Annotated in this window: 29 protein-coding genes and 1 tRNA gene; 15 read left to right on the top strand and 15 right to left on the bottom strand. The window is 61.6% G+C overall.

Translation table 11 applies throughout. The annotated features are described in order from the left end of the window. Nucleotides 1–344: 344 nt before the first annotated feature. Nucleotides 345–890 carry a DUF6653 family protein gene (locus EP165_RS16780; RefSeq protein ID WP_245440193.1) on the top strand — a complete coding sequence of 182 codons (546 nt, stop codon included), beginning with the start codon at nucleotides 345–347 and terminating at the stop codon, nucleotides 888–890. A 46-nt stretch (nucleotides 891–936) separates the two neighbouring features. Here EP165_RS16780 and EP165_RS16775 read toward each other — a convergent pair whose 3' ends face one another. From EP165_RS16775 to EP165_RS16760, 4 genes are all read right to left on the bottom strand, one after another. Continuing rightward, entirely contained in the window at nucleotides 937–2220 is a 1284-nt protein-coding gene (locus EP165_RS16775; RefSeq protein ID WP_127523976.1) for an O-acetylhomoserine aminocarboxypropyltransferase, read from the bottom strand. 122 nt (nucleotides 2221–2342) lie between these two features. Continuing rightward, on the bottom strand, nucleotides 2343–2726 hold the full coding sequence (locus EP165_RS16770; RefSeq protein ID WP_127523975.1) for a VOC family protein: 384 nt from the start codon (nucleotides 2724–2726) through the stop codon (nucleotides 2343–2345). 47 nt (nucleotides 2727–2773) lie between these two features. Then, entirely contained in the window at nucleotides 2774–3409 is a 636-nt protein-coding gene (locus EP165_RS16765; RefSeq protein WP_245440192.1) for an RNA polymerase sigma factor, read from the bottom strand. A 15-nt stretch (nucleotides 3410–3424) separates the two neighbouring features. Beyond that, nucleotides 3425–3946 carry a CoA-binding protein gene (locus tag EP165_RS16760; protein ID WP_127523974.1) on the bottom strand — a complete coding sequence of 174 codons (522 nt, stop codon included), beginning with the start codon at nucleotides 3944–3946 and terminating at the stop codon, nucleotides 3425–3427. A gap of 184 nt (nucleotides 3947–4130) precedes the next feature. Here EP165_RS16760 and EP165_RS20445 point away from each other — a divergent pair, with 184 nt between their 5' ends. Next, the gene (locus tag EP165_RS20445; protein WP_164743072.1) at nucleotides 4131–4517 is read left to right on the top strand and encodes a hypothetical protein; all 387 of its coding nucleotides are present in this window, start codon (nucleotides 4131–4133) and stop codon (nucleotides 4515–4517) included. A 46-nt stretch (nucleotides 4518–4563) separates the two neighbouring features. Here the strand turns inward: EP165_RS20445 and EP165_RS16750 are convergent, their stop codons facing one another. Beyond that, a complete protein-coding gene (locus EP165_RS16750) occupies nucleotides 4564–5379 on the bottom strand; it encodes an enoyl-CoA hydratase (protein ID WP_127523973.1) in 816 nt (271 codons plus the stop codon). Nucleotides 5380–5423: 44 nt separating this feature from the next. On the opposite strand from EP165_RS16750, the gene EP165_RS16745 reads away from it, so the two are divergent. The 6 genes from EP165_RS16745 (at nucleotide 5424) to argC (ending at nucleotide 10091) form a co-directional block, all read left to right on the top strand. Continuing rightward, nucleotides 5424–6359, top strand: coding sequence for a crotonase/enoyl-CoA hydratase family protein (locus tag EP165_RS16745; protein ID WP_245440191.1), 936 nt, complete (start codon nucleotides 5424–5426; stop codon nucleotides 6357–6359). 23 nt (nucleotides 6360–6382) lie between these two features. Further along, nucleotides 6383–6826, top strand: a complete 444-nt coding sequence (locus tag EP165_RS16740) for a PaaI family thioesterase (RefSeq protein ID WP_127523972.1) — start codon at nucleotides 6383–6385, stop codon at nucleotides 6824–6826. 243 nt (nucleotides 6827–7069) lie between these two features. Continuing rightward, complete coding sequence (gene rplM / locus EP165_RS16735; protein WP_127524043.1) at nucleotides 7070–7543, top strand: 50S ribosomal protein L13; 474 nt, start codon at nucleotides 7070–7072, stop codon at nucleotides 7541–7543. Beyond that, nucleotides 7536–8015 (top strand): 30S ribosomal protein S9, encoded by a 480-nt coding sequence (gene rpsI / locus EP165_RS16730; protein ID WP_127523971.1) that lies wholly within the window; start codon nucleotides 7536–7538, stop codon nucleotides 8013–8015. Before rplM ends, rpsI begins: the two co-directional genes overlap by 8 nt. A gap of 103 nt (nucleotides 8016–8118) precedes the next feature. Beyond that, nucleotides 8119–9075, top strand: a complete 957-nt coding sequence (gene speB, locus EP165_RS16725) for an agmatinase (protein WP_127523970.1) — start codon at nucleotides 8119–8121, stop codon at nucleotides 9073–9075. A gap of 77 nt (nucleotides 9076–9152) precedes the next feature. Beyond that, nucleotides 9153–10091 carry an N-acetyl-gamma-glutamyl-phosphate reductase gene (gene argC / locus EP165_RS16720; RefSeq protein WP_127523969.1) on the top strand — a complete coding sequence of 313 codons (939 nt, stop codon included), beginning with the start codon at nucleotides 9153–9155 and terminating at the stop codon, nucleotides 10089–10091. 23 nt (nucleotides 10092–10114) lie between these two features. Here argC and EP165_RS16715 read toward each other — a convergent pair whose 3' ends face one another. Next, on the bottom strand, nucleotides 10115–11224 hold the full coding sequence (locus EP165_RS16715; RefSeq protein ID WP_245440200.1) for a COX15/CtaA family protein: 1110 nt from the start codon (nucleotides 11222–11224) through the stop codon (nucleotides 10115–10117). A gap of 143 nt (nucleotides 11225–11367) precedes the next feature. Between EP165_RS16715 and EP165_RS16710 the strand changes: the two genes are divergently transcribed. Beyond that, nucleotides 11368–11586 (top strand): DUF2842 domain-containing protein, encoded by a 219-nt coding sequence (locus tag EP165_RS16710; RefSeq protein WP_127523967.1) that lies wholly within the window; start codon nucleotides 11368–11370, stop codon nucleotides 11584–11586. 11 nt (nucleotides 11587–11597) lie between these two features. Here the strand turns inward: EP165_RS16710 and EP165_RS16705 are convergent, their stop codons facing one another. Beyond that, on the bottom strand, nucleotides 11598–12656 hold the full coding sequence (locus EP165_RS16705) for a polysaccharide deacetylase family protein (protein WP_127523966.1): 1059 nt from the start codon (nucleotides 12654–12656) through the stop codon (nucleotides 11598–11600). Nucleotides 12657–12733: 77 nt separating this feature from the next. Here EP165_RS16705 and EP165_RS16700 point away from each other — a divergent pair, with 77 nt between their 5' ends. Beyond that, the gene (locus EP165_RS16700) at nucleotides 12734–13921 is read left to right on the top strand and encodes a GNAT family N-acetyltransferase (RefSeq protein WP_127523965.1); all 1188 of its coding nucleotides are present in this window, start codon (nucleotides 12734–12736) and stop codon (nucleotides 13919–13921) included. A gap of 11 nt (nucleotides 13922–13932) precedes the next feature. On the opposite strand, the gene EP165_RS16695 is transcribed toward EP165_RS16700, so the two are convergent. Beyond that, a complete protein-coding gene (locus tag EP165_RS16695; protein WP_127523964.1) occupies nucleotides 13933–16131 on the bottom strand; it encodes a GumC family protein in 2199 nt (732 codons plus the stop codon). Between the two features lie 186 nt (nucleotides 16132–16317). On the opposite strand from EP165_RS16695, the gene EP165_RS16690 reads away from it, so the two are divergent. From EP165_RS16690 to EP165_RS16670, 5 genes are all read left to right on the top strand, one after another. After that, nucleotides 16318–16878 (top strand): polysaccharide biosynthesis/export family protein, encoded by a 561-nt coding sequence (locus tag EP165_RS16690; RefSeq protein ID WP_245440190.1) that lies wholly within the window; start codon nucleotides 16318–16320, stop codon nucleotides 16876–16878. Between the two features lie 54 nt (nucleotides 16879–16932). After that, nucleotides 16933–18069, top strand: coding sequence for a glycosyltransferase family 4 protein (locus EP165_RS16685; protein ID WP_127523963.1), 1137 nt, complete (start codon nucleotides 16933–16935; stop codon nucleotides 18067–18069). A 114-nt stretch (nucleotides 18070–18183) separates the two neighbouring features. Continuing rightward, nucleotides 18184–19719, top strand: coding sequence for an undecaprenyl-phosphate glucose phosphotransferase (locus EP165_RS16680; protein WP_127523962.1), 1536 nt, complete (start codon nucleotides 18184–18186; stop codon nucleotides 19717–19719). Continuing rightward, entirely contained in the window at nucleotides 19716–20987 is a 1272-nt protein-coding gene (locus EP165_RS16675; protein ID WP_245440189.1) for an O-antigen ligase family protein, read from the top strand. The genes EP165_RS16680 and EP165_RS16675 overlap by 4 nt, the downstream gene beginning before the upstream one ends. Nucleotides 20988–21168: 181 nt before the next feature. Further along, nucleotides 21169–21245: transfer RNA gene (locus EP165_RS16670), tRNA-Pro, on the top strand. A gap of 97 nt (nucleotides 21246–21342) precedes the next feature. On the opposite strand, the gene EP165_RS16665 is transcribed toward EP165_RS16670, so the two are convergent. The 7 genes from EP165_RS16665 to EP165_RS16635 form a co-directional block, all read right to left on the bottom strand. Beyond that, nucleotides 21343–21633 carry a DUF1330 domain-containing protein gene (locus EP165_RS16665; RefSeq protein WP_127523961.1) on the bottom strand — a complete coding sequence of 97 codons (291 nt, stop codon included), beginning with the start codon at nucleotides 21631–21633 and terminating at the stop codon, nucleotides 21343–21345. A 16-nt stretch (nucleotides 21634–21649) separates the two neighbouring features. Further along, nucleotides 21650–22192, bottom strand: a complete 543-nt coding sequence (locus EP165_RS16660; RefSeq protein ID WP_127523960.1) for a MerR family transcriptional regulator — start codon at nucleotides 22190–22192, stop codon at nucleotides 21650–21652. Between the two features lie 102 nt (nucleotides 22193–22294). Then, nucleotides 22295–22621, bottom strand: coding sequence for an integration host factor subunit alpha (locus EP165_RS16655; protein ID WP_127523959.1), 327 nt, complete (start codon nucleotides 22619–22621; stop codon nucleotides 22295–22297). Nucleotides 22622–22728: 107 nt separating this feature from the next. Continuing rightward, nucleotides 22729–23700 carry a beta-ketoacyl-ACP synthase III gene (locus EP165_RS16650; RefSeq protein WP_127523958.1) on the bottom strand — a complete coding sequence of 324 codons (972 nt, stop codon included), beginning with the start codon at nucleotides 23698–23700 and terminating at the stop codon, nucleotides 22729–22731. 16 nt (nucleotides 23701–23716) lie between these two features. Beyond that, nucleotides 23717–24775 carry a phosphate acyltransferase PlsX gene (gene plsX, locus EP165_RS16645; protein ID WP_127523957.1) on the bottom strand — a complete coding sequence of 353 codons (1059 nt, stop codon included), beginning with the start codon at nucleotides 24773–24775 and terminating at the stop codon, nucleotides 23717–23719. A 114-nt stretch (nucleotides 24776–24889) separates the two neighbouring features. Further along, complete coding sequence (locus EP165_RS16640; protein ID WP_127523956.1) at nucleotides 24890–25438, bottom strand: YceD family protein; 549 nt, start codon at nucleotides 25436–25438, stop codon at nucleotides 24890–24892. Then, a complete protein-coding gene (locus EP165_RS16635) occupies nucleotides 25435–25992 on the bottom strand; it encodes a ubiquinol-cytochrome C chaperone family protein (protein ID WP_127523955.1) in 558 nt (185 codons plus the stop codon). The genes EP165_RS16640 and EP165_RS16635 overlap by 4 nt, the downstream gene beginning before the upstream one ends. Nucleotides 25993–26019: the final 27 nt, after the last annotated feature.

Genomic DNA, 26019 nt, shown 5'->3' with positions numbered 1-26019 from the left:
CGCTGCGTCGCGCCGCATTGGCATCCGCCCTTTCCAGGCAGTCCCGATCAACCCGAAAGCTCATCGGAACACCATCGAAGAACTTCCGGTTCTTCATGGCAGCATCGGCCATCACATCCGTTTCGAACCGTCGCGATGGTTCCGCGGGACTTCCCTTCACTGCACCTTGCAGCGGCTTGCACCCCTACCCGGCCGTTCCAGCGCGGTTCCAGCTTCGCCTTCCAGTTGATCCCGCTGTCCGGGCGGGCTTTTCGGCGTCTGGAATAAGCTGACCCTAGGGTACGGTTTGGCGTGGCGCAATGTCGCACCACCTGTGGAAATCAAGGAATACGGGGATTATAGGAGTGTTTTTTGCAACTCACCTCAACGAGACTGACCTGCCCATGAAAATCGTCGACGCAATGGCCGCCATGATGGCGATGGATGAGCGCACCTGGCGTCGCCACGCCAATCCGCTTTCGGTCTGGACGCGGCTCCCGATCATTGCCGTGCTTGTCGCCATCCTGTTTTACCGCGACCTGCTTGGGTGGTGGATGTGGCCTCTGCTGGCGGCCGCCATCGTGTGGACGTTCTTCAACCCTCGTGCCTTCCCAGAACCTGCCTCGACCGACAATTGGGCTTCAAAGGGGGTCATGGGCGAGCGGGTATGGCTGAACCGAAAAGCCGTCGCCATTCCACCGCATCATGCGGCATGGGCGCAGGGACTGGTGATTGCCAGCAGCGTCGGCATGATCCCGCTGATCTGGGGCCTCGTCGTGCAGGATTTCTGGCTGACCGCCTTCGGCACGCTCCTGGTTTTCGTCAGCAAGCTTTGGTTCGTCGATCGAATGGCCTGGCTCTTTGAAGACATGAGCCGCACCACCGGCGAATATGCACAATGGCTGCGCTAGGCTGAAGGCCCGCCGAAGCGGGCCCCTATTGCTCATTCAGACCCGTTCAGACCTGTGCCAGAGCCTGATCGAGGTCGGCGATGATGTCGTTCACATCCTCGATGCCGATCGAGAGCCGCACGACGTCCGGGCCGGCGCCGGCTGCTGTCTTCTGTTCGTCGGAGAGCTGGCGATGGGTGGTCGATGCCGGGTGGATGATCAGCGATTTGGTGTCGCCGATATTGGCCAGATGCGAGAAGAGCTCGACGCCTTCGACCACCTTGACGCCAGCCTCGTAGCCGCCCTTCAAACCAAAGGTGAACACAGCGCCAGCGCCCAGCGGCGAATATTTCTTCATCAGCGCATTGTTCGGATCCGCCGGCAGGCCCGGATACGACACCCAGTCCACCTTCGGGTGGCGTGTCAGCCAGGAGGCGACCGTCAGCGCATTTTCGCAGTGTTTGCCCATGCGCAGCGGCAGAGTTTCCAGACCGGTCAGGATCAAGAACGCGTTGAAAGGCGAAATCGACGGACCGAAATCGCGCAAGCCGAGCACGCGGCAGGCAATCGCAAAGGCGAAATTGCCGAAGGTTTCGTGCAGCACGATGCCGCCATATTCGGGCCGTGGCTCCGAAAGCATCGGGTAATTGCCGGACTTCGACCAATCGAAGGTGCCGCCGTCTACGATAACGCCGCCCATGGAATTGCCGTGACCGCCAATGAACTTCGTCAGCGAATGGACAACGATGTCGGCGCCGTGCTCGATCGGCCGCAACAGGTATGGCGAGGCCATCGTGTTGTCGACAATCAGCGGCAGGCCGTGCTTGCGGGCAATGTTGGCGATCTTCTCGATGTCGACGAAGATACCGCCCGGATTGGCAAGGCTCTCGATAAAGATGGCGCGCGTGTTTTCATCGATCTGGCGTTCGACCTCGTCGAAATCCGCCATGTCGGCCCAGCGTACTTCCCAACCGAAATTCTTGAAGGCATGGCCGAACTGGTTGATCGAACCGCCGTAAAGCTTGCGCGCAGCGACGAAGTTTTCGCCTGATTTCATGAGCGTGTGGAAAATCAGGAGCTGCGCGGCATGGCCCGACGCGGTTGCCAGAGCCGCAGTGCCGCCTTCAAGAGCCGCCAGCCGCTCCTCCAGAACCGCCTGCGTCGGGTTCATGATACGCGTGTATATGTTACCGAATGCCTTGAGGCCGAACAGCGATGCAGCGTGCTCCACGTCATCGAAAACGTAGGATGACGTCTGGTAGATGGGCGTTGCGCGTGCCCCCGTCGCGGGATCCGGTTTTGCACCGGCATGAACGGCTAGAGTGCTGAATCCGGGGGTACGCTGAACCATCTAACTTTCTCCGTGAACGAAAATGCGCGCCCTACATGGCAAAGGCCAAGGCAATTGGCAAAGCGGAAATTCGTTCCGGCGAGTTTCGGGCCCGCGATCACGCGACAGCGGGCCCGCTCCGGTCACTTCAGCGACCGCGGTTTCTCGGCGCTTTGGTAGAGCCCCAGGCCAAAGCCATCAGGGTCCAGAAAGTCGGCACTCCAGCCTCCGGGCGCCTCCTCAACCGGGGTGACGATGGTGACGCCCTTCTCGGCCAGGGCTGCCACGATATCGTCGATACCGCCTTCCGTCAGATCGAAGACAATTGCGGGCGTGCTGCCGCGCTCAGCCGGCATCTGGAAAAAGACGAGTTCGAGACCACCATCGAGGGTCGCCTGCAGCCAGAAGGGTTCGGCCCCTTCCTGGCGGCTGAGTTCCAGACCCAAGACATCCCCGTAGAAAGCTTCGGTGCGCGCAATGTCGGCGACATAATACACGATCGAGGCGCGATGCGGTTTCGGCAACATGTTGATTGTTCCTTATATTGGAGTGGATACGCCCTTCGTTGCCGCGGCTAGGTGGTTTGTGAGCTTCTGATGACAAAAAAGTGCCCGTCCGGATCATGGCTGGCGAAGGTGCCGCGCTGCTGCGCGAGATAAGGTCGAAGTCCCTGGCGAATGCGCCCGTATGGCACTTCCAGATTGAGGCCCGGCAGGCCTTCGGGAATGCCGCCTTCATGCCGCCGCAGCGCTTTCTTGAGCGCGGCAATACGCTGCCGGACCGCAGTGTCTTCAATGTTGAGCAGGCAGGCGATCTCGCGCCGGCTGTGGCCCGAGAATGCGAGCGCGGCGACAACCCGCAGCGACTTCGGCAATTCCGTCAGGATCGACGTATAGGCGTCACGATCGTCGGCCGCGGGTTCGCCTGCCGGCGGTTGCCAGCGCGTTTCCCGCCCCCGGCGTCTTACGGCGCTGCGCGCATCGAAGGCGGCGCGTTTGCGAATGGCTCCGGCAATCCACTGCCGGTTTTCGGGTTGCGACATGTCGAGACGGCCTGCCGCCACAGCCGCCAGAAGAACCTCCTGAACGATATCTTCTGCTTCGTCCTGACGTCGCGCACATCGTCGCGCGCTGCGCAGCAGCGATTTGTACTGACTGGCAAGCATCAATGCCGGTGCCTCGGTTGCGCGAACGAATTCGTCTCCGTCCACTGCGCCTGATACTGGCTATTTCCGAACAATTCCAAAACTCTGGTAGCCGCCACGCATTTTCGGCTTTTTCGACGAAATAACCCGGCTGTTGACGCCGTTCCAGCCGATCTCGCCCGAGAGCCGGGCGTATTCGATCTTCGGGCAACGATCCATGACAATCCTGATGCCGGCGGCCTCGGCCCGCGCCGCCGCCTCGTCATGGCGGACGGTGAGTTGCATCCACACCACTTTCGGCAGCGGATCAAGCGCCAGAACTTCGTCGATGATTGCCGGCACAGCAGCGCTGGCGCGGAAAATATCGACCATGTCGATCGCTTCAGGAACGTCGGCGAGCGAGGCATAGGTCATGCGGCCCAGTATCTGCTTGCCGGCCTGCCCCGGATTGACCGGAAAAACATCGTAGCCCTTGTCGATCAGATATTTGGCGACGAAGAAGCTTGGCCGCACGTCATTGGCCGAGGCACCGACGATGGCAACGGTTTTCACCTCGTTGAGGATGCCGGAAATATAGCCGTTTTCATAACTGTCGTGGTTCATGCGGCCTTCCCGGCGACCCCGCTGTTAAGCATATGATAACCATATTCTTGCGGCCGAACCGGCCCGGTAGTACCTTTTCCCGATCAGAAGCCGGATTTGTATTGAGATGTCAAAGCGACATTCGTACCGGCATATGCGCAGCGCGTCTGCTTTCGCTTTATCACTAGCAGGTGCTGCATTCGCCTTGGCCGTATCACTGGGCGATGCCGGAGCAGTCGAACGCTACAATGCCGACCGCATGACCTGCGCCAGCCTCAAGGCGGCGCTCGACGTGTCGGGCTCGGCAATCATACGCTACAGTTCGCGCGGCATCCTGAACCTGCCGCTGTTCGATCTTTTCGTGGACAGCCAGGCGCAATGCAAGCCGGGAGAGACAGTTCGCTCCAAGCGGATTACCGCGTCGGACGGGGCGTGCTCGCTGCTGGTCTGCGAACGGATCCAGGCGGAGTATGAGCCGCCGCCCGCGCCGGCACCCGCGCCGACGCCCACTCCACAACCCCAGTCTGAACCAGAACCAGAACCAGAACCCGAGCCCGAGCCCGAGCCGGAAGGCGAAGGGCCGCCGCCCTAGCCGTAGTCAGGAAACGGCTTGCCTGCCGATCAGGCACGGCGTGTTTCTATTCGCCGGTCCAGTTCGGATCGCGTTTTTCGATAAAGGCGCCGATCCCTTCCTCAGCGTCACGCGAGAGCATGTTTTCAACCATGACACGACTGGCGTAGTCATAGGCGTGCGAAAGGCTCATCTCGGCCTGCTCGTAAAATGCTTCCTTGCCAACCTTGAGCGTCAAAGGCGATTTGGAAGCAATGGTTTGGGTGTATTTGCCGACAATCTGATTCAGGTATTCGGGCGGGACAACGCGGTTCACCAATCCGAAATCGCGCGCCTGTGCCGCGTCGATCATCTCGCCGGTCAGCAACATTTCCATCGCATGCTTTCGCGACAGGTTGCGTGACAGCGCAACCATGGGTGTCGAGCAGAAGAGGCCGATGTTCACGCCGGGCGTTGCAAACGATGCCCTGTCCGATGCAATCGCCAGGTCACAGCTCGCAACAAGCTGGCAACCCGCTGCGGATGCGACGCCATCGACTTCGGCGATCACCGGTTTCGGATGGCGCACGATCGTCTGCATCAGCGTCGCGCATTCCTTCATCGTCGTCTCGTAGAAAGCCCTGCCCCGATCAGCATCCTTCCTGTGCGCCGTCATTTCCTTGAGGTCGTGGCCTGCGCAAAAGACTTTGCCGGGCGCCGCGGCCAGCACGATCACGCGCACGCCGGCATCATCCCGCGCGGCATCGAACGCGGCCTGCAACGCTGCGATCATAGCAAGCGACAGCGCGTTCGCCGGCGGATTTGCCAGCTCGATGCGGCGCACCCCATCCGTGTCCGAAACCAGAAGCAGATCGCGCCCCGTTACCATTGCCATCTCGTTCATTACGCGCCTCCGCATACCGAAATCGGAAACTATCACGGGAGTGCTTGAAGATCAGCCGCAATGTGGCCAATCTGCATCTCACCTTTACGTCCACGGAAGAAGGCGGAGAAGTAATGGCCAAGGTGCTTCTGGAGAAGGATGGCCGCATCGCGCGGATCATTCTCAACCGCCCCGACGTGATGAACGCGATCGACGACGACGTTCCCGCGGAACTCGAAGACGCGGTCGAGCGCGCCAATGCCGACCCTGGCATTCATGTCATCGTGCTATCGGGCGCAGGCAAGGCCTTCTGCGCCGGCTACGACCTCGCCCATTACGCGCAGGCATCCGGCGGCGCCGGACACGAAGCCACGCAGGAGATGCCCTGGGACCCGATGAAGGATTATGCCTTCATGATGCGCAACACGCAGCGCTTCATGTCTTTATGGCGTTCGCATCGGCCGGTAATCGCGAAAGTGCATGGCTTCGCCGTGGCCGGCGGGTCCGATATCGCGCTGTGCTGCGATCTCGTCGTGATGGCAGAGGATGCGCAGATCGGGTACATGCCCGCCCGCGTCTGGGGCTGCCCGACGACCGCGATGTGGGTTTACCGGCTCGGGGCGGAGAAGGCGAAACGCATGCTGTTCACCGGCGACAAGATTTCGGGCGCGGAGGCGGAGCGCATCGGCCTCGTGCACAAGGCGGCGCCCTCGGCTGCCCTCGATGACGAGGTGGAACGGCTGGCCGAACGTATCGCCACCGTACCCACCAACCAGTTGATGATGCAAAAGCTCGTCATCAATCAGGCGATCGAGGCGATGGGGCTTGCCCAGACCCAGATGTTCGCAACCGTCTTCGACGGCATCACCCGCCATTCGCCGGAGGGCATCAACTTCAAACATCGCGCCGAGGAGCGCGGCTGGAAAGAGGCAGTGCGCGAACGCGATCTTGGCACATTCGACTGGACCGCAAACCGGCCGGTCAACTCGCCTCGCGGCTGACTTCACGGATTAGGAAACCGCCAATGAACGCACGCCCTCTCGTACCGCAGATGGATGCCCAGCAGGTCAACGACCTGATGGGCAAGGTGTACCCGCAGCTCAACGAGGCGTTTCGAGCCTTCTATGCGACAGATGTTTTCCCCGGCGGCTGCGTCGTGCGGCTCGATGCCGACGAGCGGCACCTGCGCCCGGGCAATACGGTCTCGGGCCCGTCGCTTTTCACCCTCGCCGACATTGGCGGCTATGTGTGCGTCCTCACCCATGCGGGGCCGGATGCACTTTCGGTGACCACCAATCTCAACATCAACTTCATGCGAAAGGCCGAGGCCGGGCCCATCGACGGCCATTGTCGTATCCTCAAGCTCGGCAAATCGCTGATGGTTTTCGAAATCGACATGCGCGCCGGGCCGGACCAGCACACGGTGGCACACGCCACGGGCACCTACTCCATTCCGCCGACAAAATGAACTGGCCACATAGATTCTACGGTATTTTATTACCTCAAATCTAACATGTTGTTTTTGCAGACTTTTATGGAGAACGTACGCCAAATTCGTTATTGACGCAGCCCTCCGCCTCCCCTATAAGCCCGCATCAAGCAGCGGCCCTCACCGGCCGCCGTTTGTTTTTTGCGGTTATGCCGCAATCCAAGCAACAAGAAACGCCTTCCATTCGCTTGCGGATCGAAGGTCATGAACGGAAGACAAGTGATGAAAACCTTCTCGCAGAAGCCTGCGGAGGTGACGAAAAAGTGGGTACTGATCGACGCTGAAAATCTCGTCGTCGGGCGCCTCGCCACCATCGTCGCCAACCGCCTGCGCGGCAAACACAAGCCGACCTTCACCCCGCATGTCGATGACGGCGACAATGTCATTGTCATCAATGCCGACAAGGTGAAGTTCACCGGCAAGAAATACACCGACAAGATGTACTACTGGCACACCGGCCATCCCGGCGGCATCAAGGAGCGCACCGCGCGCCAGCTGCTCGAAGGCCGTTTCCCGGAGCGCGTCGTCGAAAAGGCAGTCGAGCGCATGATCCCGCGCGGCCCGCTTGGCCGTCGCCAGATGAAGAATCTGCGCGTCTATGCCGGTACCGAACATCCCCATGAGGCACAGCAGCCGGAACAGCTGGATGTAGCCGCCATGAACAAGAAAAACATAAAGGTCCAGAAATATGGCTGATCTCGAAGCCCTCGCCGAACTGGGCACCGCAGTGCAGGGATCCGACGCCGAGCAGGCACCGGTCCATGTTCAGAAGCTCGACCAGCAAGGCCGCGCCTACGCCACCGGCAAGCGCAAGGACGCTATCGCCCGTGTGTGGGTGAAGCCCGGCAGCGGACGCATTACGGTCAACAAAAAAGACTTCTCCGCATATTTCGCGCGTCCGGTTCTGCAGATGATCCTGCAGCAGCCTATCGTGGCGGCAAACCGCAACGGCCAGTACGACATCGTGGCCACCGTCGCTGGCGGCGGTCTCTCCGGCCAGGCGGGCGCTGTGCGTCATGGCATTTCCAAAGCCCTCACCTACTATGAGCCCGAGCTGCGCTCGGTGCTCAAGAAGGGCGGCTTCCTGACGCGCGACAGCCGCGTTGTGGAGCGAAAGAAATACGGCAAGGCGAAGGCCCGCCGGAGCTTCCAGTTCTCGAAGCGCTAAGCTTCGACGACAATCGGAACACCGGAAAAGCGGGCCTTCGGGCCCGCTTTTTTTATTGCCTATCGAATGCTGTAGTAGCTGAATGACAGCCACGGAGACCGCAATGCCCTCGAAATCGATCGATCACGCATTTACCGCCCGGCAAAGCCTGGGTGCGGCGAGTGACCCGACCCATGCGGGTGCGCTGTCTTTCATGCGCCGCAGGTTCACCAAGAAGGTCGCCGGGGCGGATGTCGTTGTGTGGGGCATTCCGTTCGATGCCGCCGTATCCAACCGGCCTGGCGCCCGCTTCGGCCCACAGGCGATCCGGCGCGCATCAGCGATCTTCGACAATGACCCGCAATATCCTTTCGGCGCGGATCTGTTCGAAAATCTGTCGGTGGTCGACTATGGCGACTGCCTGCTCGACTACGGCAATCACCAGAAAACGCCGGGTATCATCGAGCGGGAAGCCAAAAAGCTGCTCAAGTCAGACGCTTTCCTGCTGTCGCTCGGCGGCGATCATTTCGTGACCTGGCCGCTACTCAAGGCACATGCGGAGAAGCACGGCCCGCTGGCACTGGTGCAGTTCGACGCGCATCAGGACACCTGGCCCTACGAGAAAGGCCGCATCGACCATGGCGCGTTCGTCGGCCAGGCGGCCGATGAAGGCGTCATCGACGTCGCAAAGTCGATCCAGATCGGCATCCGCACCCATGCACCGCGCGACTGCGGCATCAGGATGCTTTTCGGCCACGAAGTGGAAGAGATGCGGGCGAGCGACATCGCCGCGGCGATCCTCGAACATACACAGGACGCCAAGGCCTACGTCACTTTCGACATTGACTGCCTCGACCCGGCATTTGCGCCCGGCACCGGCACGCCGGTCTCCGGAGGTCCATCGAGCGCCAAGATGCTTTCGGTACTGAGAGCGCTCGGGGCGCTCGATATTGTGGGCGCGGATGTGGTAGAAGTGTCGCCGTCATACGATCACGCGGACATTACGGCGATCGCCGGAGCAACCATAGCGATGTACTATCTCGGGCTTCTTTCGGAACGGCGCATGCGACGAGGCAGTTGATATTTCGATTCAATGGCTTGCCGGATTGAGTCCGGCATGCATTTCAACTCCTTGATTTCAAAACGAAAGACAGACCGATGAAACCGAAGATTTTCATTGACGGCGAACATGGCACGACAGGCCTGCAGATCAGGACGCGGCTTGCCGGCCGGACCGATCTCGACATTCTCTCCATTCCCGAAGCGGAACGGCGCAACAACACCATGCGGGCCGAAAGACTGCATGAGGCCGACCTTGCGATCCTCTGCCTGCCGGACGACGGAGCGAGACAGGCCCTGGAGTTGCTCGACGGATCCAATTCCACGCGGGTGATCGACACCTCGACCGCCAACCGGATCAACCCGGAATGGGCATACGGCTTCGCCGAGATGACCGCCGGGCAGGCCGACAGGATCGCCAGTGCGCGGCTTGTCGCCAATCCGGGCTGCTATCCGACGGGCGCCATCGCACTGATCAGACCGCTGGTCGAAGCGGGCATTTTGCCGAAGGACTATCCGGTCACCGTCAACGCCGTCTCAGGCTACACCGGCGGCGGCAAGGCGATGATTGCGCAGATGGAAAATCCGGGCGATCCGGACCCCATCAACGCGCCGCATTTCCTCTACGGTCTGACGCTCACGCATAAGCATGTGCCGGAGATGCAGCTGCACGGGCTTCTTGACCGCGCGCCGCTGTTCGCGCCCTCGGTCGGGCGGTTCGCGCAAGGCATGATCGTTCAGGTGCCGCTGCACCTTGCCGACCTGACCAAAGCGCCCTCGCCTGACGATATCCATTTCGCCCTTGCCGGGCATTTTGCCGGGCAGGACATCGTTGAGGTGGTTTCGTTGGCAGAAGGCGCAGAGCTGTCGCGCATTGACCCCACAGAATTGGTCGGCCAGGACACGATGAAGCTCTACGTGTTTGCCAATGCGAAGACCGGCCTCGTCAATCTGGTCGCCGTGCTCGACAATCTCGGCAAGGGTGCTTCGGGTGCCGCCGTTCAGAATATGGACCTGATGCTGGGCACACGGCACTAGCTCTGCCAGCAAAATGCGGAAGGTCAGGCGACGGCCTGCCTTCCCGCCAATGCGCGCTCACCGGGAAGCGGATAGCTTCCCTTCGCCGCCTGCCAATGCGCGGTTGCAAAGCCCAGCACGACGATTGCAAAGGCATGGTGGGCGAGCGCCCAGCCGAGCGGCACGACCAGAACCAGCGTCATGATGCCGATCACCGCCTGCATGACGACCAGCAGCACCAGGAGCGCAGCGCGGCGCGCATGCGTCGTTCCCGGCTCGGCGCGCCAGGTGTCCACGGCGTGCCAGACCGACAGAAGCAGCAGCACGTAAGCAGCCATCCGGTGCACGAACTGCACGGTCTTCGGGTTTTCGAAGAAATTGCGCCAGGCGGGCTCGATCGCAAGCAGGCCATCGGGCCAGAAGCGGCCGTCAATGCGCGGCCAGCTGTTGTAGCTCATACCGGCGTCGAGGCCGGCCACAAGCGCGCCCAGGAAAATCTGAAAGAGTACGAAGACGACCATCCAGCCGGCGAAACTGCGGGTTTCGCGTTTCGCGGGCCCGGCTGAGTACGGCGCCAGACTGCGCGCCAGGGCAAGCGTTGCGACAAAGATGATGCAGGCCATCACCAAATGCGTTGCCAGCCGGTACTGGCTCACGCTCACACGCTCCGACAGCCCGGACGCAACCATCCACCAGCCGATCGCGCCCTGCAGTGCGCCGAGCAGGAACAGCCCCACCAGCTTGGGTTTCATGTGACGCTCTAGTCGGCCTGTCACCCAGAAGAACACAAGCGGGATGACGACCAGAAAGCCGACGCCGCGAGCAATGAAGCGGTGCGCCCACTCCCACCAGAAGATGGTCTTGAACTCCGCTAGAGTCATATCAGCATTCAGTTGCTCGAATTGCGGGATCTGCTGATATTTGGCGAATTCTTCCTGCCACTCAGCTGCCGACAGCGGCGGGATGACACCGTGGATCGGCTTCCATTCGGTAATCGACAGGCCCGAGTCGGTAAGCCGCGTTGCGCCGCCGACGATGAAGAGCGCGAACAGGGTGAGCGCGACCGCATAAAGCCACCAGCGCACCTGCCCACGATGCCGCTCTTCCAGCGCCATGGTTGCGGTGTTCCCGCTCGGATCGAAGTCCTGATACATTGCGACCAGCAGCCCGTTTCGTTGCCGCGATAGGTGGCCCATCGCGGCTGCAGTGGCAACCCGCAAGCCCGCGCGACAAGGGGTCGCGCGCCGCTTGTGCGAGAGGTGCGAACACGCTACCTCAGCCGCCGAAAGGGACTTTCATGCCGCCTCGCCTGCGCAATTTCATCGGAACGCTGCTGCTGATAGCACTCGTTGTCATCTATGCGCTGGTGGCAACCACGGTCGCCGTCGCGCAGCTTCAGGAATCGAGCTGGCTTGTCCACCTCGGATTCTTCGCCCTGTCGGGGCTGCTGTGGATCATTCCGGCAATGTTCATCATCTCGTGGATGGCACGGGGCGGGAAAAAGCGCAGCGGCTGACGGCTGGCGCCCTATGTGGTCACCAGCGTCTTGCCGCGGTTCGCCAGCGGTGTTGTGATACCGGTGAGCATCGTGCGCATATGCGCCAGCCGCTGGTAGCGGCCATTGACCGAAATTCGCGGCAGTGCCTGCATGTGTGCGGCGTGCTCCGGCAGCAGAACGCCGTGACGTGTCGTAACGGCCGTCCTGAAGCCCGCGGCAGCGGCAAGCGCGACCTCCCGATCGCCGACCGCGCGTTCATACCCGTAGGGGTAAGCCATGTGCTGCGGTTTGACGCCCGTTTCCACCTCTATGATGCGCCCGGCATCGACAATTTCCTGCCACGCGTTCTGATCGCTCAGGCGCCGCAAATTGTAGTGGCAGGTGGTGTGTGCCCCGATGGTGACCAGAGGATGTGCGCCCGCCTGTCTGACCTCATCCCAGGTCATCAGCGTTTCGCGGCCGGGCTGGCTGTGGTCGACACCGGCGAGGCGCGCCATGTCCCGCAGCAGAGGCTGGCGGTCCTCCTCGCGGATTTCTTCGGTCAGATAGTTGTGAAGCGTGCGGTTGGCCTCGTCCTTGCGCGCAGCCGTGGAACAATCGACATACATGCGCCCCTGTGCGGTGGTGAGGTAAATCTCGTCCCGCGCCGTCACCACATCCTCAAGGACGTCCCACCACAGGTCGACGTCGCCGCTGGTCAGCCCCGGCGAGACGTAGATGGTGATGGGTGCCTCATGCTTCTCAAGGACCGGCAGCGCCTCGATGAGATTGTCGCGGTAGGCGTCGTCCGCCGTTAACGAGATGAAGCGCTCGCCGCACTTGCCGGCGACGATGCGGTCCGCTGTTTCGTCCATGCTGACGAAACGGTAGCCCATCGACCGCAGGTCGGTGAGCAATGCGTCCAGGAATTCGGGTGTAATCGCGAGGTGGCGGTTGATGCCCAGCCGTTTGCGTGGAGCGGCTGTCACCCGGTGCAGCATCAGGATCGCACCGATGCCGCCATATCGCGAACGCAGCAACGGAGCGAGGCCGGTGTACCGGGCGCCGTTCAGAACCAGCCTGCGGACCACCTCGCCCCAGTCGATCATTCATTCACCTTTTATCGCTACCTTCGCCCCACTGGCCGCAAGGTCATCGCCATCAAGTAGGGCACAAGGATTGAGTTATGGTTGACGCGGCAGAGATTTTCGACGCCCGAGCCACAGACAGTACTGCTCGGTTGCCGGTGACCGGTCGCGTTTTACCTTTTGACGCCGAAACACGCGGCGCCTATTCGCGATTTTGCAGCGATAAGCTCCACTCGACGCCCCAGAAACCGGCTTTCGTGGAAGCATGGGCGGATGATGGCGGCTCGGAGTTGATTGTCGTCGAACTCGTACGAAGCGGCGATCCGCTAATGATGCTCGTGCTGGAGGTCGTGAAGGAGGGCGTGACGACGATTGCCCGGTTCCCCGGCGGCAGACACGCCAATGGCAGCTTTGTACCCTCCCATGAAGAAAGCGCGGGCATCGGCGACATCCTGCGCGAGACGATCACGCAGGCACGTCCGGACATCGATCTGGTGCTGCTGGAGCGCAACGAACCCGCACGCCGCGGCCTGGCCAATCCGCTGCGCACCGAATCCTGCCAGCAAAGCCCCAATGTCGCGCTTGCCGTCGATCTGGCGGGCGGCTTCGATGCGGTTCTGGAACGCAACAGCGGCAAACGGAAGCGCAAGAAGTACCGGTCCCAGACACGGAAGTTCGAGGCCGCCGGCGGCCACCGCCGCTTCGCAGCATCGACACCTCAGGACGTCGACCGCCTGCTTTCGGCATTTTACGAGATGAAGGCGGCGCGCTTCCGGCAAATGGGCGTGACCGATGTTTTCGCGCCGGACACGGTGAAGCGCTCGTTCCGGCACATGTTTGCCGGTGCGCTGGGATCGGCAAAGCCTGAGTTCGTGCTGCACGGGCTGGAAGTCGGCGGCGTGCTGCGCGCGATTACCGGATCCAGCATTTCAGGTGACCGGCTGACCTGCGAATTCTCTGCCTTCGCGGACGACGAATTGTCGGGCGCGAGCCCAGGCGACTTCCTGTTTTTCGAGAATATCCGCGAGGCCTGCGAGATGGGTCTCGATATCTACGATTTCGGCGTCGGAGACGAACTTTACAAGCGACAGTGGTGCGACATCGAAACGAAGCACTTCGATTTCCATCTGCCGCTCACGTCGCGTGGTTATGCCGTTTCGGCGATCGGCAGGATGTCCGGTGCCGTCAAACGCACAATCAAGGAAAACCAGCTTGTGTGGTCGCTTCTGAAGCGCGCGCGGCGGTCGCGCTCAGGCGGGTCAGCCGCAGACGATAGCTCCGGCTGACCTCACGCCGCTCAAGCGGCCGAACGCCCCGGACGGACATCGCCGATCCGTGCCGGCCTGACGATCATCGGTTCACCGAGACCGGCCTCGGCGAGATGTTCGGCCAATTCGCCGACGTCGTCATTCGGCCACAGACAGGATACGACGGCGCGTGTGTCTTCGCCCATCAGCCTGCCGACCGATTCGGCGCTGCCCGGCCCGCCGTCGATGATCACTATGTCATAGGCGGTATTGAGCGAATCCAGCACAATCGGCAAGCGATCGACCGCGCGCATGGCGCGGGGCAGATTGGCGGTACCGATCGGCATCACATGCAGCGGCGAGAAATGATCTGGGTGGATCACATCCGCGAACTGCGCCTCGCCGACAAGCAGGTCTGTCACGCCGCGCATGAACCGGCTCTCCACCGTCGCGCGCGACGCCGCGCCTGATGCAGTCAGGTCGAGCAGCAGCGTGCGAAGCCCCGACTCCGCGATTTCCCGTGCGACCAGCACGGCGGCCGCAGCACCGTCGTCGACGCCCACCGACACGAACACCGCGCGTGCCGTGCCTTCGGAGATGAGCTGGGCGGCTGCTTCGTCGACATCGATTTCGCCGAACCGGTTCTCGGGCTCCTGCGGCGGCATCTCCTGCCGTGCACGCAAGCGCCGGACCGGAGCAGCCGGCATTTCGGCTTCGTCTTCGACATCCGGCTCCGTTTCGGCAACTTCGTGGGTTCGCGCGGCAGCGCGCGCGGCCTCGGCCGGCGTAAGCGCCGATGTCGCACGGCGCGGCGGCATCTCCACATCTTCCACTTCAGGTATGTCGGCACGTGCCGCCGGACGCATCGCGCGGCCGCTGAAGAGTTCGCGCAGCAAGGTCGCGATCACCATAAGAAGCAATGTCGCGGCGAAAGCAGCACCGATAATCGGCACCTTCTTCGGGAAATAGGGTTCGGCCGGAACCACGGCGCGGGAGAAGATGCGCGCGTCCGCCGGCAGATAGTTGCGTTCGCCGCGCGACGAGGCTTCGCGGTAGCGGGTCAGATAGGACTCCAGCAATTCACGCTGAGCCGCAGCTTCGCGCTCCAGCGCCCGCAGTTCGACGCCCTCTTCATCGGCGCGTGCGGATTCGGCTTTCAGACGATTGACGTCGGCCAGCAGCGCCTCCTCGCGCGCTCGCGCCGTCCGCGCCTCGTTCTGCAGACCCGTCAGCACCTTTCGTGCTTCCGAACGTATCTGCAGCTGCAGGTCGTTGACCTGCGAATTGAGCGCCTTGATGCGGGGATGATTGGACAGGAGGGTCGTCGACAGCTCGGCGATCTGCGCACGCAGCTCCAGTTCGTTTTCGCGCAGCCGCTGGATGAGCGGCGATGCGAGAACGTCGGGCACCGTATCCAGCGACACGCCTCCCTCAAGCGCGGCCTGCATGGTGGACACCTTGGCTTCGGCGGCGGACCGATTGGCCCGCACGCGCGAAAGCTCGGTGCTGAGCTGCGACAGCTGCTGGGTGGCGAGTACGGAGTTGTTTTCGCCGATGAACAGGTCGGATTTGCCGCGGAACTCAGCAACCCGCTGCTCCGCTTCCTTCACCTTCTCGCGCAGCTCGGCGATCTCAGGCTCCAGCCACTGCGTCGCGTCGGCGTTCGATTCCAGCTTCGCCGCCCGCTGAACCGCGATGTAGGCATCGGCCATCGCATTCGGAATTGCAGCCGCCAGCTTGGGGTCTTCGGACGAAAATTCGACCACGATGACGCGGGAATTCTCGACCCGGTAAACTTCCAGCTTCTCGCGAAACGCCTTGAGCACCCTCTCCTCGGGCGCGAGATTGTTGCCGTCGGTGGCCAGCCCGGCCATCGCCAGAAGGTTTGCCAATCCCGAAGGCTTGGCGTCAAACTCGTCGACATTGGCGAGATCGAGCTGAGCGGCAACCTTCTTGATGATGTCGGTGGAGGCGATCACCTCGACCTGGCTGGCCACGCCCTCTTCGTCGAGAATCGGCGCGGAGCGCACCGAATTGGTGTCGACGCGCGTGAATTCGGATTCACGCGTTTCGATCAGGATGCGCGTCTCGCCCTTGTATTTGGGTGTCAGCACAGAAGCGAGCGCGAATGCGGCTGCGGTCACGACAAGGGCTATGACGAGAATCCTGCGCCAGTCCCGCGCTATGCTGGCGAACAGCGTGCCCAGATCCACATCGACATCATTTGCACTGTTGTGGTTCGACGCCATGAGAGCGACTCCGCTTGCAATTGCGAACCGAACCTAAACAGGCATGGTAACTGCGAGGTTAAGAAATCGCCCACCCGCAGCCAACCGCCGAAACGCGGCTTTACCGGGCATTAACCCTAACGGACCGATAACAGCATCGAGATTACGGGTGCGCCCTCTTGGCGAACCACAAAAGGTGCCTGTGCCGTGAAGATAAGATTAGTCGCGTCCGCCATCTGCATTCTGACAATACTGTCGGGCTGCTCGGGATATCGTCCTGCGCCGTCGGCGTTCCACGAAGCCGTCATGCGCCCTTACCTGCTGGATTCGGGCGACAGGCTGAGGGTCACGGTATTCGAGCAGGAAGGACTGACGAACGTCTACAGCGTCGACCAGGCAGGCTATATTTCATTTCCGCTTGTCGGCGCGGTGCCGGCGCGAGGCCATACGACCGGGCAACTGGAAGGCGCGATCGCAGAGCGCTTGCGGGCCGGTTATCTGCGCGACCCTGACGTTTCCGTCGAAGTGGAACGCTACCGGCCGATCTTCATCATGGGCGAAGTGGGTAGCGCCGGACAGTATACCTATGTACCCGGCATGACCGTTCACAAGGCAATCGCCTCGGCCGGCGGGTTTTCCCCGCGCGCGCAGCAGGCGGATGTCGACGTGACCCGTGTCATCAACGGCAAGGTCATGACCGGACGCGTCCTCACATCCGATCCGCTGCTGCCGGGCGACACAATCTACGTTCGCGAACGACTTTTCTAACTTGATCGACCACGCGGCCGGCAACAGCGCGGACCCACCTCAGGCAGGTACCCTTTGAGCAGAAAGCTGCGCATAGTTCACTGCTTCCGCTCGCCGGTGGGTGGACTGTTCCGCCATGTGCGAGACCTGGCCCATGCCCAGCTCGCGGCCGGACATGATGTCGGCATCGTCTGCGATTCCACGACTGGCGGCGCCTATGAGGACAAACTCTTCGCGGACATCGAAAAAATACTGACGCTGGGTGTGAAGCGCACGCCCATGCAGCGCCATGTCGGGCCCGGCGACCTCGCCGCCGCCTGGCGCACCTATCGCATCATTTCAGAATTGAAACCGGACATCCTGCATGGCCACGGCGCCAAAGGCGGCGCCTATGCCAGGCTGTTCGGTTCACTGTCTCGGGCATCCAGGTCTCGCGTAGCCCGAATCTACACGCCGCATGGCGGCAGCCTGCATTATGACGTCGACACGTTGACCGGTAAGGCCTTTTTTGCGGCCGAACGGTTGCTGGGCCGGGCTACCGACCAGTTTCTCTTCGTGTCCGATTATGAGCGCAGAACCTACGAAACGAAGGTCGGCGTGCCGCGGGCACCTTATCGCCTTGTCTATAACGGACTGCGGGCTGAGGAGTTCGCCGCCGTGCGCGACAGCAAAAGCGCAACCGACCTGCTCTATGTCGGCATGATGCGCGACCTCAAAGGCCCTGACCTTCTGCTTGAGGCTGCCGCAGACGCGGCCGGCACAATCGGCCGGCGGCTGACGATGACGATGGTCGGCGACGGCGACGACAAACCCCGCTACCAAAGCCGGGCGGAAGCCTTACGCGACCGGCTCGACGTCCAGCTCCTTCCCGCCATGCCTGCCCGAGACGCCTTCAAGCTCGGCCGCGTCATGGTGGTGCCTTCGCGTGCGGAAGCCATGCCTTACATCGTTCTTGAGGCGCTGGCGGCGCGAAAACCGATGATAGCCAGCGCTGTCGGCGGTATTCCGGAAATATTCGGCAGCGGCTCTGCGGCCCTCGTTCAGCCGGAGGTCGACGACCTTGCCGGAAAGATCACCACGGCATTGTCGGACGAAAAGACGTATCGGGCGCTGATGCCGGCACAGGCCGAGCTCAGGAAGCGCTTCAGCGCCGACGAAATGGCGCGCCAGATCGAAGCCGCCTACATGGCGACACTCGAGCGGCTGGCCTAGTACCGGCGCGGCTCTTCCGCGCTACCCGGCATTTTCTCACCCCGGGCAAGGGTTTCTTAGTGTGTCGGCGCTAGCATTTGGCGCTGTGTGACCATTGTCTTTGTTCGGTCGAGTGTGAGTAAGGTGAGTACGTCGCATCCATTTACCCTGGAGTCCGTCCGGAATTTCAACGACGGCCCCACCGATCACCGCCAGGCGGAGCTGAATGCTGTCGCGTCGCAGGTCGCCGCGCAGTATCGCGCCGACGCGATGTCGCCAGTGCTCGTCAGCGGCTATCTGCGGTTCGCCGAATTTGCGCTGCTGGCCCTTTCCGGCGTGGTTATCTACGCCCTCTATGTGGGTTTCGGCACGCATCTGGTGTGGGAGTATCCGGCGGCGGTGCTGACCGGGTCGCTTGTTGCGGTCATCCTGTTCGAGATCACCGATCTCTACCAGATATCGGCTCTGCGCCGGCCATGGTCGCATCTGAAGAACATTCTGATCGTCTGGTCGGGTGTCTTCGCGCTGATGGCGCTTGCCGGCTTTATCTTCAAGGTCTCGGAAGAATTTTCGCGTGTCTGGTTCGGCAGCTGGTTCGTCGTCGGGCTTGCGCTTCTGCTGACGGCGCGTCTCGCTCTTGCACGGCTTGTGCGGCGCTGGGCGCGCAACGGCAGAATGGAACGGCGCGCGGTCATCGTCGGCGGCGGTGGAGGTGCGGAAACGCTGATCCGCTCGATCGAAAAGCAGCCGCATAACGACATACGCATTTGCGGGATCTTCGACGACCGCGACAACCGGCGCTCGCCGCCCATCGTGGCCGGATACCCGAAACTCGGCACCATTGACGAACTGATCAGCTTCGCCCGCATCGCGCATATCGACATGCTTATCGTATCGCTGCCGATCACTGCCGAAAAGCGTGTGCTCTCGATGCTCAAGAAGCTTTGGGTGCTGCCCGTGGATGTACGGCTTTCCGCACATTCCCACGAGCTGAAGTTCAGGCCGCGCTCCTATTCCTTCATCGGCTCGGTGCCGATGCTCGATGTTTTCGACAAACCCATCAACGACTGGGACTCGGTCGCCAAGCGGGCATTCGACATCGTCTTTTCGCTGGCCGGCATTATTGCGTTTTCGCCGGTGATGATCGCCACCGCCATAGCGATAAAACTCGACAGCAAAGGGCCGGTCTTCTTCAAGCAGAAGCGCCATGGCTTCAACAATGAAGAAATCGACGTCTACAAATTCCGGTCGATGTATACCGACCAGTGCGATCCGAGCGCCGTCAAGGCTGTTACCAAGAACGATCCGCGCGTCACCCGGGTCGGCCGCTTCATCCGCAAGACCTCGATCGACGAACTGCCGCAGTTCTTCAATGCCCTGTTCGGCTCACTTTCGCTGGTCGGACCGCGTCCGCACGCCGTTGCCGCAAAAACGCACAGCGTGCTCTATACGGAAGTCGTCGATGGCTATTTCGCCCGCCACAGGGTCAAACCCGGCGTTACCGGCTGGGCCCAGATCAACGGCTGGCGCGGCGAGGTCGATTCCGACGAGAAGATCCGCAAGCGCACTGAATTCGATCTCTATTACATCGAGAACTGGTCGCTGCTGTTCGACCTCAAAATCCTGTTTCTGACGCCGATCCGGCTGCTCAGCTCAGAGAACGCGTATTGAGTGCGGGGGCCGCATCTGCCGCGCTGCCGCGTGAGGCGGTCAACGCCAAGCTGATTGCGCTCATTGTCTCGGCCTCGATCGCGTTCGGCATATTCCTGACCGGCTTCGTCGTACGCGAACCGGCGCCTTATGAGTTGTTCATGGCACTGGTCATGCCGATCTGGGCCCTGTTCGGGCTGAGGATATCGCGCACCGTTGCTCCGATGGCGCTGCTTCTGGTGCTGTTCGTGATCGGCGGCATGATCTCAATGAACCAGATGGACGATGTCGGCGAGATCCCGCTCTATCTGTCCGTGTCGCTGTTTCTGGCGCTGACAGCCGTCTTTTTCGCCGCCGTGCTGGAAAACCGCCCCGATCTCTACAAGCTGATCTTCTGGTCCTGGACAGCGGCGGCGGTCGCGACGTCGGCTCTCGGCATGATGGGCTATTTCGGCCTTACGCCCGGCGAGATGTTCACGCTCTACGGGCGCGCAGCCGGTGCATTCAAAGACCCCAACGTGTTCGGCCCGTTCCTGGTGCTGCCGGCGGTATTCATGCTGCAGCTGATCCTGACAGGCCGGGCGACTTCTCTGCCGCTCCATGCCGTAATCCTGGTTTTCCTGACGGCCGGCATATTCCTGTCGTTCTCACGCGGTGCCTGGGGTCTGTTTCTGTTTTCGGCCATGATGTTGACCGGCAGTCTTTACCTGCGCAGCAACAGCAATCTCTTTCGCCTGCGCATCCTCCTGATGGGCTTTTTCGCTTTCGTGCTTCTGGCTGTCGCGCTGATCGTGGCGCTGCAGATCCCGGCTGTCGCCGACATTTTTTCGGAGCGGGCGCAACTTGCACAATCCTACGATACGGGCCGGCTCGGACGCTTCGCCCGGTTTGTCATCGGTTTTCAGATGGCGATGGAACATCCACTCGGGATCGGACCGCTGGAGTTTGGCCTGACGCTTGGCGAAGACACGCACAACATCTGGCTGAAGACACTGCTAGATTATTCGTGGCTCGGTTTTGCAGCCTATCTCACGCTGATCGTATGGACGCTTGCCGGCGGCTTTCGCATCTTGTTCAGGGACCGTCCCTGGCAGCCGTATCTGCTCACCGCCTACGTGGTCTTCGTCGGCCATGTGTTGCTGGGCACGGTCATCGACACCAACCACTGGCGCCATTTCTACCTGCTGCTGGGGATGGTCTGGGCCGCGATGGCGCTGGAAGCACGCTGGCAGATGCGATTGCGCGCAAATGAGAGCGGCCGAACGGCGGCCATGCTTCAGCCAGCCTGATCCCGCGCGCGCAGCTGTAGTTCACGTCGCTTTACCGAATGCGCCGACACCTAGGCGCCGGACACCGGCTCGTGGACGGTGCGCCGGCTTCGCGGGGCGAACTTTGTCTGTGCCCAGGGCTCACCTGCGGGCCTTTTTCACTTGCGCACAGGGCGTTGTTTCTCTAGGGCTGCCTGCGGTTCGGAGCGTAGCGCAGCCCGGTAGCGCACTTGACTGGGGGTCAAGGGGTCGTGGGTTCGAATCCCGCCGCTCCGACCATTTTTCCTATCCCTGAGAATGACCGGATTTGTGACTGCGCGGAAACCGTTGGACGCTCTCCAACGATCGCTAACCCACAACGCTTTGCCCGCGCGCCTCAGCCGCCGTCGACGATGAAGACGGTGCTTTTCGCGTTGGCGTGGCGGATCTTGGCCACTTCGGTGTATTCGGGCGAATGCGCGAATGCCTTGGCGCTTGCCATATCCGGAAACTCGATGATGACGACACGGGTCGGCGACCAGAGCTCGGTGTCGATGACATCGAGGGCGCCGCCGCGGGCGCGGTATTGGCCGCCATAGGTCTCGGCGATCGCCTTGGCCTGCTTCTTGTAGTCCTCGTAGACGTCTGCGTTTTCGATTTTCGTATCGGCAATGATGAAGGCGGCCATCGCACTTCCTTTCGAGCTATTGGCGAACCTGGTCGAGCAGTCGCTTGCATTCCAGGAGGTCGAAAAGCGCCTCCTGCAAAAGCGCGCGGTTGTCGCGGGTGAGCTTGCCCTCGCCCGGCTGCACAGGGCCATCCTCCTCGCCCTTGCCCATGCCGAAGAAACGGCGGCTGGGTTTCGCCTTGGGCTCGCCGACCAGCATGCCGTCATCCGGTCTGGCGCCGGCCATTTTCAGCGCCGCCTCGGTTTCGGCCTGCTTGCGCTGGGCGATCGCCTCAACCGCGGCCAGGTCGCCCGCGCCGATAGCGATTACGAACTGGATACCGTTGTCCTTGAGCAGCTTTTGAACACCCTTGATGGTGTATCCCTGATCGTAGAGCATGAAGCGGATGCCCTTGATCAGCTCGACGTCCTGCGGACGGTAGTAGCGGCGGCCCCCACCCCGCTTCATCGGCTTGATCTGCGAAAAACGCGTTTCCCAGAACCTCAGAACATGCTGCGGCAAATCCAGATCGTCTGCCACTTCACTGATGGTGCGGAAAGCATCCGGGGACTTATCCATGAGCACTCCTCAACGAGACGCTACGAATCGTCGGCGATTGCAACTGCTGGCGCCAGGAAATTCAAGTACTGTCTTAAGAAAGTTGCGCAAACGGCTCGCAAATCATGCGTCTTCCCGCTTGCCCTTCTTGTCCTTGTGCAGCCTGAGGATGCGATTTTTCAGGACGTTGGACGCTTTGAAGGTCATGACCCGGCGTGGCAGGATCGGCACTTCCTCGCCGGTCTTCGGATTGCGGCCGATGCGCTCGTTTTTCGAGCGGACGTGAAAAGTAGCAAAGGAGGAGAGCTTCACGGACTCGCCGCGAACAATGGCATTGCAGACTTCCTCAAGCACCATCTCGACGAGTTGTGAGGATTCGGTACGCGATAGACCGACCTTCCGATACACCGCTTCAGCGAGATCGGCGCGCGTGATTGTCTTCCCCCCCATCGCCGCTCTGTTCGTTCCCGGTAATTGTTTTTTTAGATATACAGAAACGTTAGGGAATTGCCTCCGGCAGGTCAAGAACTGTTCACTGCTTCATGGCAAATCGATCGTTACCAGCGCACCAGCGCGGCACCCCATGTGAAGCCGCCGCCCATTGCTTCCAGCAGCACCAGGTCGCCTTTTTTGATGCGCCCGTCAGCTACGGCGGTTGCCAAAGCGAGCGGCACCGAGGCGGCGGAAGTATTGCCATGGCGATCGACCGTTATGACGACCTTTTCCTCCGCAATACCAAGTTTGCGCGCCGAAGCATCGATGATGCGTTTGTTCGCCTGATGGGGCACGAACCAGTCGATATCCTCGGCCGTCACACCGGCATCGCCGAGTGCCGCCTCCACGACGTCGGTAATCATGCCGACCGCGTGTTTGAAAACTTCGCGGCCTTCCATACGTAACTTGCCGACCGTACCGGAGGTGGAGGGCCCGCCGTCGACGTAGAGTTTTTCCTTGTGCGCCCCATCGGAGCGCAGGCTGGCGGTCAGGATGCCCCGGTCGGAAACACCGCCCTCGCCTTCCTGCGCCTCAAGCACCAGCGCGCCGGCACCATCGCCGAACAGCACGCATGTGGTGCGGTCCGTCCAGTCGAGAATGCGCGAGAAGGTTTCCGCGCCGATCACCAGGACGCGTTTGGCGCTGCCGCCGCGAATGTAGAGATCCGCCGTTGTGAGTGCGTAGAGGAAACCGGAGCACACGGCCTGCAAGTCGAACGCAAATCCGTGCTGCATGCCCAGCCGTTGCTGGATCTCAACCGCCGTCGCCGGGAAGGTGTTGTTCGGCGTCGATGTCGCCAGAACGATGAGGTCGATATCGGCCGGCGTGAGCCCGGACGCAGCCAGCGCCTTGCGCGCTGCCGCCTCGCCCAGCGACGCCGTGGTTTCGTCATCGGAAGCGATGTGCCGCTGACGAATGCCTGTGCGCTGTGTGATCCATTCATCCGAGGTATCGACCAGGCCGGCGAAGTCGTCATTGCTCATTATGCGGCGAGGCGTCTCGGCGCCCACTCCCCGAACAACGGATCGGATCATTCAGGATTTTCCTTCGTCAGGTCGCGACACCGTCAGCGGCAGCCGCTTCGGGCTTCGGCTGACGGTCGTGAAAATGTTCCAGCTGTTCGCGAATCGTGTCGATCAGCCGGCGGCGCGCCATGTCGTAGCCGAGATCGACCGCTGCGGCGAAGCCTTCTTCGTCGGCGCCGCCGTGGCTTTTTACGACAATGCCGTTGAGGCCAAGAAACACGCCGCCGTTTATCTTGCGCACATCCAGCTTCTCGCGGAGGCGGCGGAACGCGCTCCTGGCGAAAACATAACCGATGCGCGCGAGTAACGTCCGGCTCATCGCCTCACGCAGATACTCGCCGATCTGGCGCGCGGTGCCTTCGGCGGTCTTAAGCGCGATATTGCCGGAAAAACCTTCGGTGACGACAACGTCGACCGTGCCTTTCGCGATATCGTCGCCCTCCACGAAACCGCGATAATCCATCGACGGAAGGGCCGCTTCGCGCAGCATGCGCCCGGCCTCCCTGACGTCCTCCTGGCCCTTGATCTCCTCGACGCCAACATTGAGGAGACCGACCGCGGGGCGGTCGAGCTGGAAGATCGAATGGGCCATCGCAGCGCCCAGAATGGCATGGTCGACAAGTTGCTGCGGGTCCGCGCCGATATTGGCCCCAACGTCGAGGACAACGCATTCGGAACGCATCGTCGGCCATATCGCCGCGATCGCGGGCCGCTCTATGTTCGCCATCGGACGCAGGCAGAATTTCGACATTGCCATCAGCGCGCCGGTGTTGCCGGCGGATATGCAAACATCGGCGTCGCCGTTCTTCACCGCCTCGATCGCGCGCCACATTGACGACTTCCAGCGCCCGTGGCGCAGCGCCTGGCTCGGTTTGTCGTCCATCCGCACCGAGACTTCGCAATGATGGAACTCGCTCAGCGCCGCCAGCCGCGGCAGCTTGGCCAGAACCGGCTCTACCTCCTCGGCGAGGCCGAACAGAAGAAAGGTCACATCAGGCCGGCGTTCGATCACCTTCATCAGACCTGGCAGCACGACTGCCGGTCCGTGATCTCCCCCCATGGCGTCAATGGATATTCTTATCAAGCGACAGCGTTCTCATCATTCCCCGGGGCACACACGGGGAGTGGGCCAAAGTGGGGCGAAAATAGCGGTTTTGCTCGGCGGCACAACCTCAATTCGCCCCGGCAAAGCCGGATTTCATGACTTGCGCACAAGCGAACCGAGCTTCGCAAAAGGCGCCTCAGCCCGCGCTTCGGCATCGATTTGCGGCGCTGTTTCAGGCAGTTCTGCGTGGTCAGCGCGTGGATATGGATCGATTGCCAGCTCGAAAAACTCTTCCGCCAGAGCACCGACATCTATGCGGCTGTGCGCGAAGGTTTCAGGCGCATCGTCGCCTTCGGAATCGAGCAACAATTCGCCGCCTTCGATGTCCATTCGGGCAAGACGCGACGATTCGGGAACGAAAACCGCGGAAATCTCTTCCCTGATGTGCACCTGAAGCGGTTCGAGCGTAACAACACACAGCTGGGTAATGTCGGCATTGACCTCACCGGCAACGCGCGCGCCTTCCCGCTTCCAAGGGTCGACCTTCGCCGTGAACCGGAAGTCGGCTACCTTCTCAAGGCCATGCACTGCCGCAAGAGCCTGCCGCTGGCGCTCATCGGCCTCGAATTTCACAGTCACACCTTTCGCCGGCAGACGCGTTACGTCGACCGTCATGGATACCGGGCTGGTTTCGTCCTTCATGCGGCTTCTCCTGCACGTGGGGCGGCATCGGGAAAGGCTATGACGCCCCTGGTCAGTGCGTCCAGCGGCTGCGACGCCAGCGATTGCGCAATCTCGGCGGCGTAACTCGCCAGCTGCTGCGCCTGCGGCCATTCGGCTTCAGCCGGACGCACGTTGCGCCTCAGTGCATCGGCAAGTGCTTCTTCGTCGCCCTCGTCGAGCGCGGATCCATAGGAGGCGGTGCGGCCGTAGAACATGCGCGCGAGTTTCTTCATTCGCTTCGGCACACCGGCATCGCCGATTCCGAGTTCGCGTATCGAATGCTCGACTTCCTTGAAGAAGGTATCGACTAGGTCTTGTCCGATGGCCTTGGCCGGCCCTGCCTCGCCTCTCAGGCGGCGCAGCACCAGAAAGAGTGTCATCGAGATCATCTCGAAGCGGCCGAGCGGCGTGTCCGGGACGTGCCAGTCGGCATAGAGCGCCGGCTGCCGCGCTGCCGCCACGATTTGTTCATAGAGCTCATCCACCACGTTCCGGTTCGGATTCGGCTCAATTCCGAGCAACCGTTTGAACATTAAGGAAATACTCCAAATGGGGCGATA

Origin of the sequence: Mesorhizobium sp. Z1-4, from assembly GCF_004000235.1 — a bacterium.
Lineage (GTDB): Bacteria > Pseudomonadota > Alphaproteobacteria > Rhizobiales > Rhizobiaceae > RCIO01.
This window is presented reverse-complemented; position numbering and strand designations above follow the sequence as displayed.